This is a genomic window from Vibrio sp. 10N.247.310.23 (assembly GCF_041467155.1).
In the GTDB taxonomy this organism is placed as follows: Bacteria; Pseudomonadota; Gammaproteobacteria; order Enterobacterales; family Vibrionaceae; genus Vibrio; species Vibrio crassostreae_C.
This window is the reverse complement of sequence record NZ_JBFSTZ010000001.1, coordinates 102,202-121,230: the sequence shown is the minus strand read 5'-3', so window position 1 is coordinate 121,230 and position 19,029 is coordinate 102,202. Positions and strand designations below refer to the sequence as shown.

Genomic DNA, 19,029 nt, shown 5'->3' with positions numbered 1-19,029 from the left:
ACTTTAATAGTCGGCTTTTAATATTCGTTCTGAAGGTGAGTAACCTTGGGTGATTATTTTTCCCAACGCTCTGCAGCTTTCGCGTCTGAGTCTCGAGAGTCAACCCAACGAGTTGCTTCAGTGGTGCGTTCCTTCTTCCAAAACGGCGCTTTGGTTTTCAGAAAGTCCATAACAAACTCACACGCTTCGAAGGCAGCGCCACGATGCGCACTGGAGACACCAACGTAAACAATCTGGTCACCGATATCTAGGTCACCCACGCGGTGAATCACTCGCATCTTTTGGATTGGCCAGCGTGCCTCAGCTTGATCACAGATCTCGCTCAGTGATTTTTCTGTCATACCCGGATAGTGCTCCAGAGACAAACCAATCACATTGTCGCCAAGGTTCATGTCGCGAACTTTACCAACGAACGTCACAATCGCTCCGGCAGCTGTACCTTGAGCCAAGTAGTCGTATTCGTCGCCTACCGAGAAGTCCTCAGCTGTCACTAATACTCTTGGATCCATGCTTAGCCTCCAGTCACTGGTGGGAAGAAAGCCACTTCGTCGCCGTCTTTCACTTCAGCTGTCAGAGGTACGATTGATTGGTTAAGTGCAGCCAGAAGCTTCCCCTCTTCCAATGCGATATCCCATTTGCCTTCTTGTGTCACAAGATGACTACGAATCGCTTCAATCGTCTTAAATTGTGCATCAACTTCAACGCTGTCCACACCAACAAGTTCACGAGTTTGAGCAAAGAAAAGTACTGTAATCATGACTCCACCTTAAAGTGACCAGATTTACCACCAGTCTTCTCTAGCAGGCGCACGTTTTCGATAACAATGTCTTTCTGAACAGCTTTACACATATCGTAAATCGTTAACGCAGCCACAGAAGCAGCCGTTAGCGCTTCCATCTCTACGCCCGTCTTACCCGCAAGCTTACAAACAGATTCGATGCGAACCTTGTTTTCAGACTCGATAGCTTCAAGCTGCACTTCTACTTTAGTTAATAGCAGAGGGTGACACAGGGGAATCAGATCCCACGTCTTCTTCGCCGCTTGAATACCCGCAATACGTGCCGTTGCGAAAACATCACCTTTATGGTGGCTACCAGAGACAATCAGCTCTAGCGTTTCTGCCGACATTTGAACGAAGGCTTCCGCTCTCGCTTCACGTACTGTTTCCGCTTTAGCCGATACATCGACCATGTTTGCTTCGCCAGACGCGTTAATGTGTGTAAATTGGCTCATACTCAAACCGCCTTATACAGAAAGGTGTGGCATGAAGTTACAAGGACGGTGGCTAGCATCCATCTGTTGCTTGATGATCTTAGTCCAACCGGTGCGGCAAGCGCCTGTAGAACCTGGCATCGCAAAGATAACCGTGTGGTTAGCAAAGCCCGCAATCGCACGAGATTGAATTGTCGATGTACCGATCTCTTCGTAAGACACTTGACGGAATAGCTCACCAAAGCCTTCTACTTCTTTGTCGAACAGTGGCTTAAGTGCTTCTGGCGTGCTATCACGAGAAGTGAAACCAGTACCACCCGTGATCATGATAGCTTGTACGCTTTCATCAGCGATCCATTTAGATACGATCGCACGGATCTTGTACATGTCATCAATAACGATTTGCTTATCAACCACGTTGTGACCCGCTTCTTTAGCATGCTCTGCTAGGTAACCGCCTGAAGTGTCGTTTTCTTCTGTACGAGTATCTGAAACCGTTAGTACTGCGATGTTTGCTGCTTGGAATTTGCTTTCTGCGTGACCCATTTGTTCACCTATATAAATTTTTCATTAGACTGATTCGCCCAGCCTGAAGAAGCTGAGCGATAAAATGCTTTAGAGTGTGTAGCGGGTTAACCGCCGATTGACGCCAAGTTTGGAGTCATGCCGCTGTTGCCATCGTGTAAGAAGTGGCTAACGGACTTGGTTTGAAGCTGAGCCTGAATTCGATCAATGAGTTCTTGCTCTTGTTGATCTTCTTGAATCAGATCTCTCAGTTCAACACCATGGTCGCCAAACAGACATAAGTGAAGTTTACCGGTCGCAGAAACGCGCAGTCGGTTACAACTCTCACAAAAGTCTTTCTCGTAAGGCATGATCAAACCGATTTCACCCTTGTAGTCTGGGTGGACAAACACTTGCGCCGGGCCATCGTTAACGGCTTTGACTTTTAACAGCCAACCATTAGCAATAAGCTGGTTGCGAATCGCAACGCCAGACACATGATGTTTATCGAACAACTCGTCCATCTCGCCGGTTTTCATCAGCTCGATAAAACGTAATTGAATAGGTTTGTCTTTGATCCAATTAAGGAAGGCTGGTAATTCCTGACTATTGAGGTCTTTCATTAATACGACGTTGACTTTGACTTGTTCAAAGCCAACCTCAAACGCTTTATCAATGCCTCGCATAACCTCAGTAAACTTATTCTCACCAGTGATCTGATGGAACATGCGCGAATCTAAACTATCCACGCTCACGTTTATATGGGTTAAACCAGCATCACGCCATTGCCCTACTTGTTTCTCCATGCGGTAGCCATTCGTTGTGGTGGCTACTTTTTCGATGCCTGGAGTAGAAGCAACGGTATGTATGATTTCAGGAAAGTCTTTACGCAGACTCGGCTCTCCGCCTGTAATGCGGATCTTTGAGGTACCACAATCTGCAAACGCTTTAACAACGCGTTTGATCTCGGGAACACTTAAAAAAGACGAGTTTTTTTGCCCTGACGGTTTGTAACCATCTGGCAAGCAGTAAGTACATTTAAAGTTACAGACGTCTGTAACCGACAAGCGCAAGTAATAAAACTTGCGATGGAATCTATCTTCGAATTGTTGCGCCACGGAACACCTTTCCAAACACGGGAGGCATAATCATTTCCAATTAAGCCCTTGTGACAACATGTCACTGGCTCTTGATGCGTATCGGTACAGCAAATACCACTGTGCGACTTAGCATGCGAGAGCTCGGAGTTATGGCAACTGAGCGTTATATTCACACGCGCAGTAGCTGAGTAATAAAATACTTAATATTTGTACGTGAATCTAGCTCTGATGGTAAAAAGCGGGTCACATCGGCAAAAAAAACGTATCAAACGCTCAAAATAACTCTTGTTGAGTATATAGCGAGAAGCATTTAACCTAAATTATAGTTGGTAATAACCTAACAAGAACAATAAATGAATATTTACTCTTCAAAGAAAGTCGTAGCAATCGGCGGTGGCCATGGCTTAGGTCGCATGTTAGCTGCATTAAAAGACTTTGGTAACAACGCAACTGGCATTGTTGCAACGACAGATAACGGCGGTTCCACCGGACGTATTAGAGATTGCCAAGGTGGCATCGCATGGGGAGATACACGCAACTGTATCAACCAATTAATCACAGAGCCTTCAATCAGTTCGATGATGTTCGAATACCGCTTTCGTGGTCAAGGTGAGCTAGACGGTCATAACTTGGGTAACCTAATGCTGACGGCGTTAGACAACCTTTCCGTTCGCCCATTGGAAGCAATTAACCTGATTCGAAATATGCTCAAGGTCGATGTCAATATCGTGCCGATGACTGAGCATCCTTCAGACCTCACGGCTCTATCAATGGACGGCCGCTGGGTTACCGGCGAAACCAACGTTGATGACATGACGGAAAAGCTGCGCATGATGGACTTGTCTCCAGAAGTGCCAGCAACCAAAGAAGCCGTTGCTGCCGTTGAGCAAGCAGACTGCATTGTCCTTGGCCCTGGAAGCTTTTTAACCAGTGTGATGCCCCCTCTTCTCCTTCCAGAGATTGGCAAAGCAATCTCTGAGAACACCAAGGCAAAAGTTATCTTCGTTGAAAACCTTTCACCAGAGCACGGTCCCGCAGGGAAAATGACGCTTCAAGAGCAATTGGAGTGGTGTGAACGTACCTGTAAGGCAAGGAAAATAGACATCGTGTTAGGCAATGAACCTCACCCGGAACTAGAAGTGCAATGGAATTGTGTGACCACAGATCTTGCATCGGCAAACCGAGATTGGCGACACGACCGTGTGAAGCTTCAACAAGCCATTGAAGCCCAGTTGGCGTAGCCATAGGTTCAAGCGACAAACAACAAAAAAGGAGCATGATGCTCCTTTTTTAATCTCAGTAATAACTCGCTGTTTTAAAGGTCCGTCATCAACTGCTGATATTCAGTGTACGTCGATAACAGGAGGTCTTGCATATCTTGAAAATCAATCTCGGTTACAGGCAACGCTTGCTTCACTTTTGCGTCTAAGCTAATCGCAAAACTACACAAAGAATCCGCACCAAAGCTTGCTGCGCTGCTCTTAAGCGCATGACTGATATCAGCCAAGTACTTAGAGGTATCCGACTCTTTATTTATCTCTAGGTGTTCGTAGTAGCCTTTCAACTCACCTAAAAAGATTTCCAGTAAAACCGGGACATTCTCTTGGCCTATTTCGCCGGCAAGCTCATCAACTTTTTGCTGATTTAATACTTTCGTCATTATTATTTTCTTATTGTTTGTTGATTACTGCTTCGCATTCCACGTTTGCAACTTACGGTATATCGTCGATGGACTGACATCTAAGAAACCTGCCGCACGAGGGATGTTGCCATCACACGCTTTAATGGCCTGCTCGATAGCCGTTTTCTCAGTGATCCACAATGGGAAAATATCTTTTACCGTGATGTCTTCATTCTGCTTCTCTTTCAATCGCAGACTGTTTTCAATCGGTTGGTTCAACGGTGGTGGAAGCATGTTGAGAGTAATCTCTTTGCCGTTATTCAAAACCACCACGTTCCGCAACACGTTTTGTAGCTGACGAACGTTACCCGGCCACTCATATTGATTAAAGCGATCAAGTACTTCCTGAGCAAAACGTACAAACGCCTTCCCCTCCTCGACCGACATATAGCCTAGCAACGAATACGCGATCTCGATGACATCTTCACCACGCTCGCGCAATGGCGGCAAGTGCAATGGAATCACGTATAAACGATAGTATAAATCTTCTCTAAAGCGACCTTCTTGTACTTCTTTCCAAGGGTCACGGTTGGTCGCACACACAAAACGAACGTCGACACTCTTCATCTTCGAAGAGCCGACTTTTTGGAAAGTACCGGTTTGGATAAAGCGCAGCAGCTTGGTTTGCAGCTCTAAGTCCATTTCGCACAGTTCATCAAGGAACAGTGTTCCACCATCAGCAAGCTCAGCAGCACCTTGGCGATCGGTCGCAGCACCGGTAAAGGCACCTTTAACGTGGCCAAACAGCTCACTTTCAATCAGGTCTTTAGGGATAGCGGCACAGTTAATCGCGATGAACGGCTTATCGCCACGCTTACTCGCCGCATGAATGGCTTCTGCACATACCTCTTTACCGGTACCACTTTCACCAGTAATGAAAATGCTCGCCTTACTCGATGCAGCAGAATCGATAGTTCGGTAAACCTGCTGCATGGTTTGGCTGCTGCCGATAAAACCTTGGTAGTTCTGGTTTCCCGGGTGTTCCGAGCTATTTTTAAGTTTGGTGGCTTTGCGGATCGCATTATTCACCGTAATACGGAGTCGGTCGGCTTCACACGGTTTGATAAGGAAATCTTGAGAGCCATGACGCATCGCTTCTACAGCGGTATCGATAGAGCCGTGAGCCGTCATGAAGATAACTGGAACTTCAGGGTATTTTTGTTTTACAGCAAATAGTACGTCCATACCCGTCATATCAGGCAGACGTAGATCTAATAAAATAAGGTCTGGGATTCGATGATTCAAACTCTCGATTGCATCGCGGCCAGTGCCGACAATGTTGATATCAATTTCGAGCGGTGTAAGATACGAGCGATATAAAGCTGCTACCGAAGCGGTATCCTCTACCATCAACAAATACTTCGATTTGTTATCTAGCGTTTTTGATTGCATATCCTAGCCATTTATAATTTGCATTTCTTATTATAGTCGCATTCCGCTTTGCATTATGCAAATTAGCCACAGTATTTGTAGTGTGTTTTTTTACTTGCTTCAAACAATCAATGTTTTATCTATCTGGCACGAACGATGCAACGGTATAAATGACCTTCGGGTCACCTAGCCAACTGACGTTGTTAGTGGACCGAGTGTTCACAAACGTAAGCCAGTAGAACATTTACTACTGGCTGTTTTTTTGCCTGAAACACTCTCAATTCTTGTATTGAGGGGAACAATTCTTCGAATGAAAAGTGAGATTAGCTGTTGGTAATAAACTGCTTTCTTAGCTGATCAATTTCATCACGCTTCTGTGCTGCCAATTCAAATTCCAGATTCTGAGCATGCTGATACATCGCAGCTTCTAGCTTACTGATCTCTTTATCAAGCTGTTGCGGCGTAAGTACGGCATAACTTTCAGAAGGCTCAGCCACCTTAGATAAAGGAACTTGCTTCGATTGGCGCTGCTGCTTCGACTTGGTTAGATCACCCAGTTCCATAATGTCTTTAATATTGCGTTTCAACGCTTGCGGCGTGATACCTTGCTCTTCGTTGTAGGCTTGCTGTTTCTCGCGACGACGATCGGTTTCATCAATCGCTTTTCTCATCGACTTAGTAATCGAATCACCATAAAGGATCGCTCTACCTTCCAAGTTACGCGCAGCACGACCAATGGTTTGAATCAGAGAACGCTCAGAACGCAAGAAGCCCTCTTTATCTGCATCAAGAATCGCCACCAGCGACACTTCAGGCATATCCAAACCTTCACGAAGTAAGTTAATGCCCACTAACACATCGAACTCGCCCAAACGTAGGTCTCGGATGATCTCTACACGCTCAACGGTATCGATATCCGAGTGCAAGTAACGCACTTTAACGCCGTGCTCACTTAGGTATTCGGTTAAGTCTTCTGCCATTCTCTTGGTCAACGTGGTAACCAAAACACGCTCTTCTTTCACTGAACGGATTCTGATTTCAGACAGCAAGTCATCCACCTGCGTCGCGACAGGTCTTACTTCGATGATTGGGTCTAACAGACCAGTAGGACGTACCACTTGATCAGCAATCTCGCCATCTGATTTTTCAATCTCGTAATTACCTGGTGTTGCCGACACAAAAATCGTTTGTGGGGCTATAGACTCAAATTCTTCAAACTTCATTGGACGGTTATCCAATGCAGAAGGCAGTCTAAAACCAAACTCGACCAAGGTTTCTTTACGAGAACGGTCACCTTTATACATCGCACCAATTTGCGGCACAGTCACGTGTGACTCATCGATGATCAGCAAACCATCATCAGGCAGGTAGTCAAATAACGTTGGCGGCGCTTCCCCTTCCGCACGGCCGCTCAAGTATCGTGAATAGTTTTCGATACCGGAACAGAAGCCAAGCTCAGTCATCATCTCAATATCAAACTGAGTTCTTTGAGAGATACGCTGCTCTTCCAAAAGCTTATTGTTGTCTTTTAAGTATTGAGCACGATCGCGCAGTTCGTCCTTGATGTTCTCAATCGCCTCAAGGATTTTTTCTCTTGGCGTTACATAGTGAGTTTTTGGATAAACCGTAAAGCGCGGCAAGTCTCTTTGTTTCACCGCACCAGTCAGAGGATCAAAAATACTAATGCAGTCCACTTCGTCATCGAACATCTCAATTCGAACCGCATCTTGGTCAGATTCAGCCGGAAAGATATCAATCACCTCACCACGAACACGGAACTGACCACGTTCAAAGGCGACATCGTTTCTTGAATATTGCAGCTCAGCCAATCGACGCAGGATGTCTCGCTGATCCATCACCTCGCCACGACTCAAATGAAGCATCATCTTCAAATAAGACTTAGGATCACCCAGACCGTAGATAGCCGACACAGAAGCCACAATGATGGCGTCTTTTCGTTCTAATAAGGCTTTGGTTGCCGAAAGCCTCATTTGTTCGATATGAGCGTTCACAGACGCATCTTTCTCGATGAACGTGTCCGTGGTTGGAACGTAGGCTTCAGGTTGGTAGTAATCGTAGTAAGAAACGAAATACTCAACGGCATTGTTTGGAAAGAAAGATTTCATCTCACCGTAAAGTTGAGCCGCCAATGTCTTGTTAGGCGCTAACAGAATCGCAGGTCTTTGAGATTGGGAAATGACGTTGGCAAGGGTAAAGGTTTTACCTGAGCCCGTTACCCCTAGTAGAGTTTGATGTGCCAAACCAGAATCTAATCCGTCTAGTAATTTGGTTATCGCTGTCGGCTGATCACCGGACGGGCTGTAGTCCGATACCAAGTCAAAGAGTTTACTCATAGGTCGCCATTTCCATACTGTTTTTTTAATCAGGTCATTGTCACTCTAGGAGGAGTGTCGTTGCAACAATTATCTAGAGAAATGCATCTTAAGATCAGAGATCAGTTATAGCTTTTATTTTTAGAACTTGGTATTATCCGTGCCCTTGCAAGATCTCTTCAGCTAAATCACTCAATTTTTCATCCACTACTTTTCCCCAAAAAATCTAAAAATAGCACTTGTTTTACTGTATGTTTTATAATCGCCAAAAGTTATACAATAGTGATATTTTGATACAAATCTTTTAAATACATTACCTTACCTTAGATTTTTATATTCTCAGATTTATCCCAATTATTGTTGTTAAAGTTTCACACACACACTTATCCACAATTTTGGTGGATAACTAAAGAAAGGCTAAATCCGGTAAGGCGTCCAAGAAAGTAAAGTTTTTTATATTATTTTTTTCTGCTATTTTTTGTTGACAGAAATTCGGACTATTATTAGAATTCGCGTCGCTAACAAGCAATTCCCCTTTAGTTCAGTCGGTAGAACGGCGGACTGTTAATCCGTATGTCGCAAGTTCAAGTCTTGCAAGGGGAGCCAAATTCAGAAAAAAGCTCAATCGAAAGATTGGGCTTTTTTCGTATATAACTGCGACTAACTTGTTCCAAGTTAATGTCACAAACCTAGCCGCCCGCGTTCAAGTCTCGACAAGGGGGCCAAATTTAAAGAAGCCGCATCACTCGATGCGGCTTTTTGCGTTTTAGTGCTTTGGGCTCGTATTTTACTCGCCTCTTTCACTCCTCTTTTTGATAGTTCTGAGCACAAAAAGCCACAAATATGACCCTATTCGTAGGAAGCAAATCGAGTTCAATTCAAGAATGATCTTATGAAAGATCCAATTCAACTACTCCTACAAACTTGTCTCACGAAGTAAAAATTGGCCGTCTATACTTACGGTAACTTTAATAATCAATCGATTACCTGATGTTTTTTTCACCAAGTGTCTAAATCCCTAGTGATCCTTGGTTGTTATTAGGTGAGCAAAGCAGGATAATATCGGGATCGGAATCTCAAGAATTAATCCATTATGACCGAATACCTTTTGTTGTTGGTTGGCACAGTGCTGGTCAATAACTTTGTGCTAGTGAAGTTTTTAGGACTATGTCCATTTATGGGAGTCTCCAAGAAACTGGAGACTGCGATTGGCATGGGCCTCGCGACGACTTTCGTTCTAACGTTAGCGTCGGTCTCTGCATACCTAGTAGAAACCTACATCCTTACCCCTCTGGGTATTGAATACCTGCGTACCATGAGTTTCATCTTGGTTATCGCGGTGGTTGTTCAATTTACGGAAATGGTCGTTCACAAAACCAGCCCGACTCTTTATCGCCTGCTGGGTATCTTTCTGCCTCTTATCACCACCAACTGTGCGGTATTAGGTGTGGCACTTCTGAACATCAATGAAAACCACAACTTCATTCAGTCGATCATCTATGGTTTCGGCGCAGCGGTGGGTTTCTCTCTTGTATTAATCCTATTTGCTGCAATGCGTGAACGTATTGCGGTTGCTGATGTTCCAATGCCATTCAAAGGCGCATCGATTGCGATGATCACAGCAGGCCTAATGTCTCTGGCATTTATGGGCTTTACTGGGTTGGTGAAATAAGCATGAGTACCATTTTAATTGCGATCATTGCGCTAGCCGTTTTAGCCGCTGTTTTTGGCGCTATTTTGGGCTTTGCTTCTATCCGTTTTAAAGTTGAAGCCGATCCTATCGTCGATCAAATCGACACCATTTTACCGCAAACTCAATGTGGCCAGTGTGGTTACCCTGGTTGTCGCCCATACGCAGAGGCGATCGCTAACGGCGACAAGATCAACAAATGTCCTCCCGGTGGCCAAGCAACTATTGAAAAACTAGCAGACTTAATGGGCGTAGAAGTTGAAGACTCCGCTCATGACTTAGATAACAAAGTAAAAACCGTTGCCTTCATTCATGAAGATATGTGTATTGGCTGTACCAAATGCATTCAAGCCTGCCCTGTCGACGCCATTGTTGGTGGCACCAAGGCACTTCACACAGTAATCAAAGATGAATGTACAGGTTGTGATCTATGTGTCGCACCGTGCCCTACTGACTGTATCGAAATGATTCCAGTGGCAACAACGACTGAAAATTGGAAATGGCAGATGAACATCATTCCTGTTACTGATATCACTAACCAAGCGACTGATGCGACTGCGTCAGAGCCTAAAGCATAGGGTTAGTATGATCTCTTTAATTGAACAAATTCGCACGGGCTCTATTTGGAACTTCCCTGGCGGCGTGCACCCTGCTGAAAACAAGAAACAGTCGAATACTACTGATATCGTCCATGCAAGGCTTCCAGAAGAAATCGTTCTTCCTGTGAAACAGCACATCGGTAAGCCGGGTAACCTATTGGTTGCTGCTGGCGACACTGTGTTAAAAGGTCAGCAACTTACTGCCTTAGATACAGGTTTTACGTTACCTGTACACGCACCAACATCGGGTGTGATTACCGCTATCGAACCGCGAACTACTGCTCACCCTTCAGGCTTGAGCGAAATATGCGTGGTTATTAAACCTAATGGCCTAGACACTTGGATTGAAAAAAATCCAGTTGAAGATTTTTCGACAAAGACTTCTGACGAACTGCTTGATGTGATTCGCCAAGCTGGTATTTCAGGCATGGGCGGCGCAGGTTTCCCTACGGCTAAGAAGCTTCAATCAGGCTTAGGTCGTACCGACATTTTGATCGTCAACGCTGCGGAATGTGAACCTTACATCACCTCTGATGACAAGTTGCTTCAAGAACATGCCGACGAAGTATTAAAAGGCATCGAAGTGGTTGAACACATTCTTCAACCAAAGCTGACGGTTATCGGCATTGAAGACAACAAACCAGATGCGATAAAAGCACTTGAGATTGCAGCGAAAGACAAAGATATCGTCATTCGCGTTATCCCAACCAAATACCCTTCTGGTGGTGAGAAGCAACTTATCAAGATCCTCACCAACAAAGAGGTTCCAGCTGGCGGCATTCCTGCAGACATTGGTGTTTTGGTTCAGAACGTCGGCTCTCTTTACTCGATTAAGCGAGCGGTAATTGACGGCGAACCTGTGGTTAACCGCGTTGTGACATTAACCGGTAAAACCTTTAAACAACCTCGTAACGTTTGGGCGCTATTAGGCACACCAGTACATGAGTTACTTGAAGAGTTTGGCTACAAAGCAGATAAAAAACTGCCGCGTTTAATTTTGGGCGGCCCGATGATGGGCTTTACCTTGCCGCATGCCAATGTGCCAATCACTAAAACGTCGAACTGTATTTTAGCGCCAACGCGTCGTGAGATCTCACCAAGCACTTACGAGATGGAATGTATCCGTTGCAGCGCATGTGCTGAAGCTTGCCCTGCGTCTCTACTTCCTCAACAACTGCAATGGCATGCCAAAGCTAACGAGTTGGATAAGTGTGAAGAGCTGAATATTAAAGACTGTATTGAATGCGGTGCTTGTGCGTTTGTCTGCCCAAGTGAAATCCCTCTTGTTCAGTACTATCGCCAAGCGAAAGCAGAAATCAAAACTCGAAAAGATGAAGCCGCTGCTGCAGAACGCGCCAAGATTCGTTTTGAAGAGAAGAACGCTCGTATGGAGCGTGATAAAGCCGAACGTGAAAACCGCTTTAAAAAAGCCGCAGATAACCGCCGTAAAGATATGAAAACATCCGGCGGTGATGATGCTATTGCTGCTGCGATTGCTCGTGTTAAAGCACAAAAATCCGCTGCGGATCAGGCTCCGAATGAAGAACCAGCAGTGAAACCTGCGGTTGCTGCCGCTATTGCGAAGGCAAAAGCGAAACAAGCTGCAGCTCAAAAAGCGGAAGGCGCTGAACCAGACAACTCTGAAATGTCTAAACTGCGTGAAGAGCGCAAGCGTCAAGCGAGAGAGCGCAAGGCACAACAAGCAGCAGCCGATACTCCTGCAGAAAGCTCAGGCGATACGAAGAAAGACGCCGTTGCTGCTGCGATTGCTCGCGCTAAAGCGAAGAAAGCACAGCAAGCGGAATCTGCTTCGGATGCTCCTATTGAAAGCTCTGGCGATGCTAAGAAAGATGCTGTCGCTGCGGCCATTGCTCGTGCTAAAGCCAAGAAAGCTCAACAAGCTGAATCTGCTGCTGAAGCTCCTGCTGAAAAATCCGGCGATGCCAAGAAAGATGCTGTTACTGCCGCTATCGCTCGTGCTAAAGCCAAAAAAGCCCAGCAAGCGAAGCAAGCAGAAACATCTGAACCAGTGGTTGAAGTTGAAACCGAGACTCAATCGGAGCAAGTCGACCCTAAGAAAGCTGCTGTTGCTGCGGCCATCGCTCGCGCTAAGGCTAAGAAAGCACAGCAAGCGACACAAGAAACAACCGAAGCTCCTGAACCTGCAGTTGAAACTGAAGCTGGAAGTTCTGGCGATGCTAAGAAAGACGCCGTTGCTGCCGCTATAGCCCGTGCTAAAGCAAAAAAAGCACAGCAAACTAAGCAAGCAGAAACATCTGAACCAGTGGTTGAAGTTGAAACCGAGACTCAATCGGAGCAAGTCGACCCTAAGAAAGCTGCTGTTGCTGCAGCTATCGCTCGTGCTAAAGCGAAAAAAGCCCAGCAAGAGCTAGATAAAAAGAACAATGAGGAGAAAGAGTAGTGGCCTTCTTTATCGCCAGCTCACCGCACGCGCATAGCCGTAGAAGCACCCCAGATCTAATGAAATGGGTGGCTATTTGTGCATTGCCAGGTCTACTAGCTCAAACCTACTTCTTTGGATGGGGTACCCTCATCCAGTTAGTATTTGCTATTGCACTTGCTGTTACCTTTGAAGCAGCCGTCATGCTATTGAGAAAACGCCCGCCAGTAATGGCACTGCGTGATTACAGTGCTGTTGTAACCGCTTGGCTACTGAGTGTCGCGATTCCCCCACACTCTCCGTGGTGGATCCTCGTCATTGGTATGTTCTTCGCTATTATTATCGCGAAACACTTATACGGCGGCCTAGGGCAGAACCCATTTAACCCTGCGATGGTCGCTTACGTTGTTTTGCTGATTTCATTCCCAGTTCAAATGACCAGTTGGAATGCTCCCGCGAGCCTGACAGCAGAAGCAACAAGCTTTATTGACTCATTCTTGATGATCTTTACTGGCTTCAATAACGAAGGTTTGTCTCTGCAACAAGCACGCCTTGGCATTGATGGCACCACAATGGCGACGCCGCTTGATGCATTCAAAACGGCATTAACGGCAGGCAATACTGCCTCAGAAGCACTATCTCAACCTCAATTTAGTTGGTTAGCTGGCGTAGGCTGGGAGTGGGTAAACCTTGCTTACCTAATCGGCGGTTTAGTGCTGATTAAGCAACGTGTTATTCAATGGTATATCCCTGTGGCTTTCATCGGCAGTCTTACTCTGTTTAGCTTAGTGTTCTTAGTGCTCACTCCTGGTGAAACCGCTTCTCCAACCATTCACCTTCTGTCTGGCGCGACTATGCTTGGTGCATTCTTTATTGCAACCGACCCAGTTTCAGCATCCACGACAGTCAAAGGTCGCTTAGTGTTTGGCGCTCTGATCGGCGGTTTAGTCTTTATCATCCGCAGTTGGGGTGGTTTCCCTGATGGCGTGGCGTTTGCTGTATTGTTAGCCAACATGTGTGTTCCACTGATTGACTACTACACCAAACCTCGCACATACGGTCACTAAGGGAGCGGATACCATGCTAAATGCAATTAAGAAAAACGGCCTTGTACTCGCGATTTTTGCGTGTGCTTCGACGGGTTTGGTCGCGGTAACTCACTACCTGACCAAAGATCAGATCAAACAACAAGAACAGGCTCAGTTACTGTCTGTTCTTAACCAAGTGATCCCACACGATCAGCACGACAACGAGCTGTTTTCGTCTTGTACTTTGGTTCAAGCAGAAGAGCTTGGTACTGAGCAAGCGATGCCGGCTTACATTGCTAAGCTTAATGGTGAGCCAAGCGCGATTGCGATCGAAGCGATTGCACCAGACGGCTACAATGGCGCGATTAAAGTCATTGTTGGAATGAAAACTGACGGTACTATTTTAGGTACTCGCGTGCTTTCTCACCAAGAGACTCCGGGCTTGGGTGATAAGATTGATCTGCGTGTGAGTGATTGGATTCTTTCGTTTGCAGGTAAGCAAGTGACGGATTCTAATCTAGACCGTTGGAAGGTTCGTAAAGACGGTGGTGATTTTGACCAGTTTACTGGCGCTACTATCACGCCAAGAGCAGTCGTGAAGTCAGTCAAACAAGCGGTCCAGTACGTTAACCAAAACAACCAAGCATTGCTTGCTCAACCTCTAAATTGTGGTGGTGAATAATGAGTGACCATAAAACATTGATCAAAAATGGCATGTGGGCCAATAACCCTGCCCTAGTGCAACTTCTTGGGTTATGTCCGCTGCTGGCTGTATCGTCAACAGTCACTAACGCACTTGGGCTAGGCATTGCTACCTTGCTTGTACTGGTCGGCTCAAACGTTTCTGTTTCTTTGGTTCGTAATCATGTGCCAAAAGAAGTACGTATCCCAGTATTCGTAATGATCATTGCCTCGCTAGTAACCTGTGTTCAATTGCTGATGAACGCTTACGCCTATGGGCTTTACCTCTCTTTGGGTATCTTCATCCCGCTGATCGTAACCAACTGCATCATCATTGGTCGTGCGGAAGCCTTCGCTTCAAAAAATGAAGTGCTACCAGCGGCTCAAGATGGTTTCTGGATGGGTCTAGGCATGACATCAGTATTGGTCGTGTTAGGTGCGATGCGTGAGATTATTGGTAACGGGACCCTATTTGATGGCGCAGACCTGCTGCTTGGTGACTGGGCTTCGGTGTTACGAATCCAGATATTCCAATTTGATAACAGCTTCTTGTTAGCCCTGCTTCCACCGGGTGCCTTCATTGGTGTTGGTTTCTTAATTGCTTTGAAAAATATCATCGATAACCAAGCAAAATCTAGACAACCAAAACAAGAAAAACCAGTCATTGAACGCGCTCGCGTTACCAATGCCTAATAAGTTAAATTAGCTTAAACCTCGCTGAGTTAGCTCAACCACTCAGCGGGGGAAATCAGATCTAAACAGTACATATAATAATGACGCTCATAAGAGCGCGTAACCGATGATAAAGCAGAAGCAATCCAAGCTTCATGCCCTAACTATTTGAAAGTAATGTCGCTATGAACAATGTAAAACGAGTAGAAATACTTGAGCGTTTAAGAGAAAACAATCCAAAGCCAGAGACTGAGCTTAACTGGAACAGCCCATTCGAGCTGCTGATTGCCGTTCTATTGTCTGCACAAGCAACCGATGTCAGCGTGAACAAGGCGACGGATAAGCTGTACCCTTTAGCCAACACTCCGCAAGCAATTTTCGACCTAGGTGTTGATGGCTTAAAAGAGTATATCAAGACCATCGGCCTATTTAACTCAAAAGCAGAAAACACCATCAAAACGTGTCGTATGCTGCTTGACCTACATAATGGTGAAGTACCGGAAGATCGCGCTGCATTAGAAGCCCTTCCAGGTGTCGGTCGTAAAACAGCAAACGTAGTGTTAAATACCGCATTCGGTTGGCCAACCATTGCCGTTGATACTCACATCTATCGTGTATCAAACCGCACTAAGCTAGCGATGGGTAAAACCGTCGACGATGTCGAAGCAAAACTACTTAAAGTTATCCCAAAAGAATTCAAACTGGATGTCCACCATTGGCTCATTCTTCATGGACGTTACACCTGTGTCGCACGTAAACCACGCTGTGGCAGCTGTATCATTGAAGACCTCTGTGAATTCAAAGAAAAGAGCGAAGATTAGTCTTTCCGTTCACAACGATTAATCAATACGGCAGCGCTTAAAGCGCTGCTTTTTTATTGCCACTCTCTAGAATCCGCCTCTACATAAGTTTTCACTTCTAATTCTGCGTTCCCAAGACAACAGGCATAAAAAATCCCGCCTTTTATGGCGGGATTCAATTATTTAGCTAAGAAGTCTGTCTTAGATAAACTCCACTTTAGTCACTTCTTTGATAGCAGATAGAACAAATGTTGGTACTGCTGCAATGAAGATTAACGATATTAAGTGATTAAACTCTAGCGCTTCTGTGCTGAATACCAACTGACCGAAGCTTGTGTACACAACGCTTAAAGACAAGATAGCCGATACTGCCACCGCACCAAGTAGGTAGTGGTTAGTGAACGGATTCTTACGATAAATCGTTGTAAACGTACGTGCATCGAACAAGCTCCAAAGTTGAGCAAAGATCAGTGTTAAAAACGCAACGGTTTGTGCGTATTGAGCACTGTAACCACCGTCGAGTGCGTAAGAGAATGTCACAAAGCTTAGACCACCTAATGCGAGACCACGAGTTAGGATACGAGCGCCTAGACCATTAGAGAAGAAGCCTTGGTCACGTTTGCCTGGCTTACGCTCCATGAGATCTTTCTCTTCTGGCTCAACACCGAGTGCGAGTGCTGGTAGACCATCAGAAACGAGGTTAACCCATAAAATCATTAGTGGAGTTAGCGGAAGTACTACATCTGGTCCCATGAGTAGGAATGCAAATAGGATTACCGAAACCTCACCCACGTTCGCTGTAAGTGCTTGGCGGATAAACTTACGTAGGTTATCGAAAATTTGACGACCCTGACGTACCGCCTTCACGATAGTACTGAAGTTGTCATCCAACAGGATAAGGTCACCTGAGTCTTTCGCAACAGACGTACCTGTAATACCCATCGCAACACCAATGTCTGCACGACGCAGTGCTGGCGCATCGTTCACGCCGTCACCGGTCATAGAGGCAACTTCATTGTTCTCTTGCTGCGCTTTTACGATACGCAGCTTGTGCTCTGGAGTAACACGGGCAAATACTGCAACCTGAGAACAGATAGACAACAGCTTCTCGTCATCCATTTGGTCAAGCTCAGCACCCGTTACCACTAGATCGTCTTCGCTACGGATGATTCCGATTTCACGAGCAATCGCTGCTGCCGTGACTGCGTGGTCACCGGTAATCATTACCGTACGAACACCAGCGCTATAACAGCTATTTACTGCATCGCGTACTTCTGGGCGTGGTGGATCCATGATGCCATAGATACCCAGGATGCTGACGTCTTTTTCAAGCTCAGGGAAATCTAACTCAAGCTCTTCTTCTTTTAATTCACGGAAACCAACGGCAAGTGTACGCAGAGCATCACCACCAAAGGTTTGGATTGCCGCTTCAAAGTTTAAATGAAGCTCTTGAGACGGTGCGGTATCGAGAGCCAAGTTGCCTGAAACTTCACAGCCAACCGTTGGTACGAAACCACCGTCAACCATGAAGCTGGTTGATTTACCAAGAACAACATCTGGCGCACCTTTCAATGCTAGGAAGTGCTTACCTTGTGGGTCACGAACGATAACAGAAGCCATCTTACGACCAGAATCGAACGGGAACTTCTTAACGATTGAGTAGCCACCCGTTGATAGCATTTCATCTTGTTTAAGACCTGCTTTTGCAGCTGCAACAATTAGTGCACCTTCTGTCGGGTTGCCACGAACCGTCCATTTACCATCAGCATTTACATATTCAGCATCGTTACAAAGCGTTGCAACAACAAGACCTTTCATCATTGCAGGGCTGTTTGTCGCTTCGACATTGTGACCTTTGGTAATGAATTCACCCTTAGGATCAAAACCTTTACCTGACACATCCCAGTAACGACCAGACACATCGTACGCTTTCATCACCTGCATTTGGTTTTGTGTTAGCGTACCGGTTTTATCTGAACAGATAACGGTTGTAGAACCAAGCGTTTCGATTGCTGCTAGCTGTTTAGCCAAAGCATTATTCTTAACCATCTTAGTCGAGCCCATCGTTAATACGATAGTAACCACCGTTGGTAAACCTTCAGGAATAGCGGCAACCGATAAAGAGATACCTGTTGTTAGGATTTCTAACCATGGCATACCGTGGTAAACACCGATAGCACAAACAATAGCAACAACCACAAGAGCAACAACCAATAATGCGAGTGCGATGGTGTCCATACGCTCTTGCATTGGTGTTTTCGTCTCTTCCGTTTGGTTCATCATATCAGCGATGTGACCAACTTCAGTTTGCATACCTGTGCTTGTTACCACAGCAAGGCCTGTACCTGTAGTCACGATTGTTGTCATGAAGCCCATGTTCTTCTGATCGCCAAGACCAAGGGTCTCATCTTCAAGGCGTTCAGACTGCTTATTCACTGGCTCAGATTCACCGGTCAGTGCAGCCTCATCTACCGTCAGACGGTTTGACTCAAGAATACGAACATCAGCAGGCAGAATATCGCCAGTATTAATTTTGATGATGTCACCAGGAACGAGGGTTTTAGCTGGAACACTGATCCATTTACCATCGCGCATCACTTCGGCTTCTGGAGCTGCCATTTCTTTTAGCGCTTCCATCCCTTTCTGAGCTTTAAATTCTTGCCAGAACGCGATACCAGTATTGATAAGGATAATCACTGCAATAGCCATAGCATCAATCGCGTGGCCAGTAGACCAAGAAACGATTGCACCAACAGCTAGAATAAAAATCAGTGGGTTTTTATATTGATGAATATACAGTTCCCACGCAGAAGCTGACTCTTGTGCAGTCAGTTCGTTAGTGCCGTGCTTCTCTAAGCGTGCATCCGCTTCAGAAGTTGATAAACCTGTCGTTTGATCTGCGTTCAGTTCGTTTAAAACATCTGAACTTTGTTGTGTAAACCATTTACTCGTCATTT

General features: G+C 45.6%; 17 protein-coding genes, 1 tRNA gene and 1 riboswitch. Of the genes, 9 read left to right on the top strand and 9 right to left on the bottom strand.

The annotated features are described in order from the left end of the window. Nucleotides 1-53 precede the first annotated feature (53 nt). The 5 genes from moaE to moaA form a co-directional block, all read right to left on the bottom strand. Nucleotides 54-509 carry a molybdopterin synthase catalytic subunit MoaE gene (moaE, locus tag AB6D93_RS00555; protein ID WP_102332513.1) on the bottom strand — a complete coding sequence of 152 codons (456 nt, stop codon included), beginning with the start codon at nucleotides 507-509 and terminating at the stop codon, nucleotides 54-56. A gap of 2 nt (nucleotides 510-511) precedes the next feature. Continuing rightward, entirely contained in the window at nucleotides 512-757 is a 246-nt protein-coding gene (gene moaD / locus AB6D93_RS00550; protein ID WP_017063465.1) for a molybdopterin synthase sulfur carrier subunit, read from the bottom strand. Beyond that, nucleotides 754-1,233, bottom strand: a complete 480-nt coding sequence (moaC, locus tag AB6D93_RS00545; protein WP_004734026.1) for a cyclic pyranopterin monophosphate synthase MoaC — start codon at nucleotides 1,231-1,233, stop codon at nucleotides 754-756. Before moaC ends, moaD begins: the two co-directional genes overlap by 4 nt. A 12-nt stretch (nucleotides 1,234-1,245) precedes the next feature. Then, entirely contained in the window at nucleotides 1,246-1,758 is a 513-nt protein-coding gene (gene moaB, locus AB6D93_RS00540) for a molybdenum cofactor biosynthesis protein B (protein ID WP_004734027.1), read from the bottom strand. An 86-nt stretch (nucleotides 1,759-1,844) separates the two neighbouring features. After that, a complete protein-coding gene (moaA, locus tag AB6D93_RS00535) occupies nucleotides 1,845-2,834 on the bottom strand; it encodes a GTP 3',8-cyclase MoaA (RefSeq protein ID WP_009848642.1) in 990 nt (329 codons plus the stop codon). Further along, nucleotides 2,823-2,975: riboswitch (molybdenum cofactor riboswitch) on the bottom strand. It overlaps the preceding gene by 12 nt. 194 nt (nucleotides 2,976-3,169) lie before the next feature. On the opposite strand from moaA, the gene AB6D93_RS00530 reads away from it, so the two are divergent. Further along, nucleotides 3,170-4,057 carry a YvcK family protein gene (locus AB6D93_RS00530; RefSeq protein ID WP_017062178.1) on the top strand — a complete coding sequence of 296 codons (888 nt, stop codon included), beginning with the start codon at nucleotides 3,170-3,172 and terminating at the stop codon, nucleotides 4,055-4,057. A gap of 74 nt (nucleotides 4,058-4,131) precedes the next feature. On the opposite strand, the gene luxU is transcribed toward AB6D93_RS00530, so the two are convergent. The 3 genes from luxU to uvrB form a co-directional block, all read right to left on the bottom strand. Further along, on the bottom strand, nucleotides 4,132-4,476 hold the full coding sequence (luxU, locus tag AB6D93_RS00525; protein ID WP_017062179.1) for a quorum-sensing phosphorelay protein LuxU: 345 nt from the start codon (nucleotides 4,474-4,476) through the stop codon (nucleotides 4,132-4,134). Between the two features lie 24 nt (nucleotides 4,477-4,500). Then, nucleotides 4,501-5,889, bottom strand: a complete 1,389-nt coding sequence (luxO, locus tag AB6D93_RS00520) for a quorum-sensing sigma-54 dependent transcriptional regulator LuxO (protein ID WP_004734031.1) — start codon at nucleotides 5,887-5,889, stop codon at nucleotides 4,501-4,503. A gap of 302 nt (nucleotides 5,890-6,191) precedes the next feature. Beyond that, a complete protein-coding gene (gene uvrB / locus AB6D93_RS00515; RefSeq protein ID WP_102332514.1) occupies nucleotides 6,192-8,222 on the bottom strand; it encodes an excinuclease ABC subunit UvrB in 2,031 nt (676 codons plus the stop codon). Between the two features lie 509 nt (nucleotides 8,223-8,731). On the opposite strand from uvrB, the gene AB6D93_RS00510 reads away from it, so the two are divergent. The 8 genes from AB6D93_RS00510 to nth all read left to right on the top strand — a co-directional run bounded on the left by AB6D93_RS00510 (nucleotide 8,732) and on the right by nth (nucleotide 16,093). Beyond that, nucleotides 8,732-8,807 (top strand) — tRNA-Asn (locus tag AB6D93_RS00510). Between the two features lie 487 nt (nucleotides 8,808-9,294). Continuing rightward, nucleotides 9,295-9,873: an electron transport complex subunit RsxA gene (gene rsxA, locus AB6D93_RS00505; RefSeq protein ID WP_004734039.1), complete on the top strand. Its 579-nt coding sequence runs from the start codon at nucleotides 9,295-9,297 to the stop codon at nucleotides 9,871-9,873. Nucleotides 9,874-9,875: 2 nt separating this feature from the next. Further along, nucleotides 9,876-10,469: an electron transport complex subunit RsxB gene (rsxB, locus tag AB6D93_RS00500; protein ID WP_004734040.1), complete on the top strand. Its 594-nt coding sequence runs from the start codon at nucleotides 9,876-9,878 to the stop codon at nucleotides 10,467-10,469. A gap of 7 nt (nucleotides 10,470-10,476) precedes the next feature. Next, on the top strand, nucleotides 10,477-12,912 hold the full coding sequence (rsxC, locus tag AB6D93_RS00495) for an electron transport complex subunit RsxC (protein ID WP_102332515.1): 2,436 nt from the start codon (nucleotides 10,477-10,479) through the stop codon (nucleotides 12,910-12,912). After that, nucleotides 12,912-13,958 carry an electron transport complex subunit RsxD gene (rsxD, locus tag AB6D93_RS00490; protein WP_017063459.1) on the top strand — a complete coding sequence of 349 codons (1,047 nt, stop codon included), beginning with the start codon at nucleotides 12,912-12,914 and terminating at the stop codon, nucleotides 13,956-13,958. Before rsxC ends, rsxD begins: the two co-directional genes overlap by 1 nt. Nucleotides 13,959-13,971: 13 nt before the next feature. Further along, complete coding sequence (gene rsxG / locus AB6D93_RS00485) at nucleotides 13,972-14,601, top strand: electron transport complex subunit RsxG (protein WP_017061171.1); 630 nt, start codon at nucleotides 13,972-13,974, stop codon at nucleotides 14,599-14,601. Then, a complete protein-coding gene (locus tag AB6D93_RS00480; RefSeq protein WP_012603531.1) occupies nucleotides 14,601-15,293 on the top strand; it encodes an electron transport complex subunit E in 693 nt (230 codons plus the stop codon). Before rsxG ends, AB6D93_RS00480 begins: the two co-directional genes overlap by 1 nt. 164 nt (nucleotides 15,294-15,457) lie before the next feature. Beyond that, nucleotides 15,458-16,093 (top strand): endonuclease III, encoded by a 636-nt coding sequence (gene nth, locus AB6D93_RS00475; RefSeq protein ID WP_017061172.1) that lies wholly within the window; start codon nucleotides 15,458-15,460, stop codon nucleotides 16,091-16,093. A gap of 180 nt (nucleotides 16,094-16,273) precedes the next feature. Here nth and AB6D93_RS00470 read toward each other — a convergent pair whose 3' ends face one another. Then, nucleotides 16,274-19,027, bottom strand: a complete 2,754-nt coding sequence (locus AB6D93_RS00470; protein ID WP_017061173.1) for a cation-transporting P-type ATPase — start codon at nucleotides 19,025-19,027, stop codon at nucleotides 16,274-16,276. Between the last annotated feature and the right edge of the window lie 2 nt (nucleotides 19,028-19,029).

Excerpts from the sequence above, each read along its gene's own strand:
- moaE (WP_102332513.1), bottom strand. The coding sequence starts at position 509 with ATGGATCCAAGAGTATTAGTGACAGCTGAGGACTTCTCGGTAGGCGAC.
- moaD (WP_017063465.1), bottom strand. The coding sequence starts at position 757 with ATGATTACAGTACTTTTCTTTGCTCAAACTCGTGAACTTGTTGGTGTG.
- moaC (WP_004734026.1), bottom strand. The coding sequence starts at position 1,233 with ATGAGCCAATTTACACACATTAACGCGTCTGGCGAAGCAAACATGGTC.
- moaB (WP_004734027.1), bottom strand. The coding sequence starts at position 1,758 with ATGGGTCACGCAGAAAGCAAATTCCAAGCAGCAAACATCGCAGTACTA.
- AB6D93_RS00530 (WP_017062178.1), top strand. The coding sequence starts at position 3,170 with ATGAATATTTACTCTTCAAAGAAAGTCGTAGCAATCGGCGGTGGCCAT.
- luxU (WP_017062179.1), bottom strand. The coding sequence starts at position 4,476 with ATGACGAAAGTATTAAATCAGCAAAAAGTTGATGAGCTTGCCGGCGAA.
- luxO (WP_004734031.1), bottom strand. The coding sequence starts at position 5,889 with ATGCAATCAAAAACGCTAGATAACAAATCGAAGTATTTGTTGATGGTA.
- uvrB (WP_102332514.1), bottom strand. The coding sequence starts at position 8,222 with ATGAGTAAACTCTTTGACTTGGTATCGGACTACAGCCCGTCCGGTGAT.
- rsxA (WP_004734039.1), top strand. The coding sequence starts at position 9,295 with ATGACCGAATACCTTTTGTTGTTGGTTGGCACAGTGCTGGTCAATAAC.
- rsxB (WP_004734040.1), top strand. The coding sequence starts at position 9,876 with ATGAGTACCATTTTAATTGCGATCATTGCGCTAGCCGTTTTAGCCGCT.
- rsxC (WP_102332515.1), top strand. The coding sequence starts at position 10,477 with ATGATCTCTTTAATTGAACAAATTCGCACGGGCTCTATTTGGAACTTC.
- rsxG (WP_017061171.1), top strand. The coding sequence starts at position 13,972 with ATGCTAAATGCAATTAAGAAAAACGGCCTTGTACTCGCGATTTTTGCG.
- AB6D93_RS00480 (WP_012603531.1), top strand. The coding sequence starts at position 14,601 with ATGAGTGACCATAAAACATTGATCAAAAATGGCATGTGGGCCAATAAC.
- nth (WP_017061172.1), top strand. The coding sequence starts at position 15,458 with ATGAACAATGTAAAACGAGTAGAAATACTTGAGCGTTTAAGAGAAAAC.
- AB6D93_RS00470 (WP_017061173.1), bottom strand. The coding sequence starts at position 19,027 with ATGACGAGTAAATGGTTTACACAACAAAGTTCAGATGTTTTAAACGAA.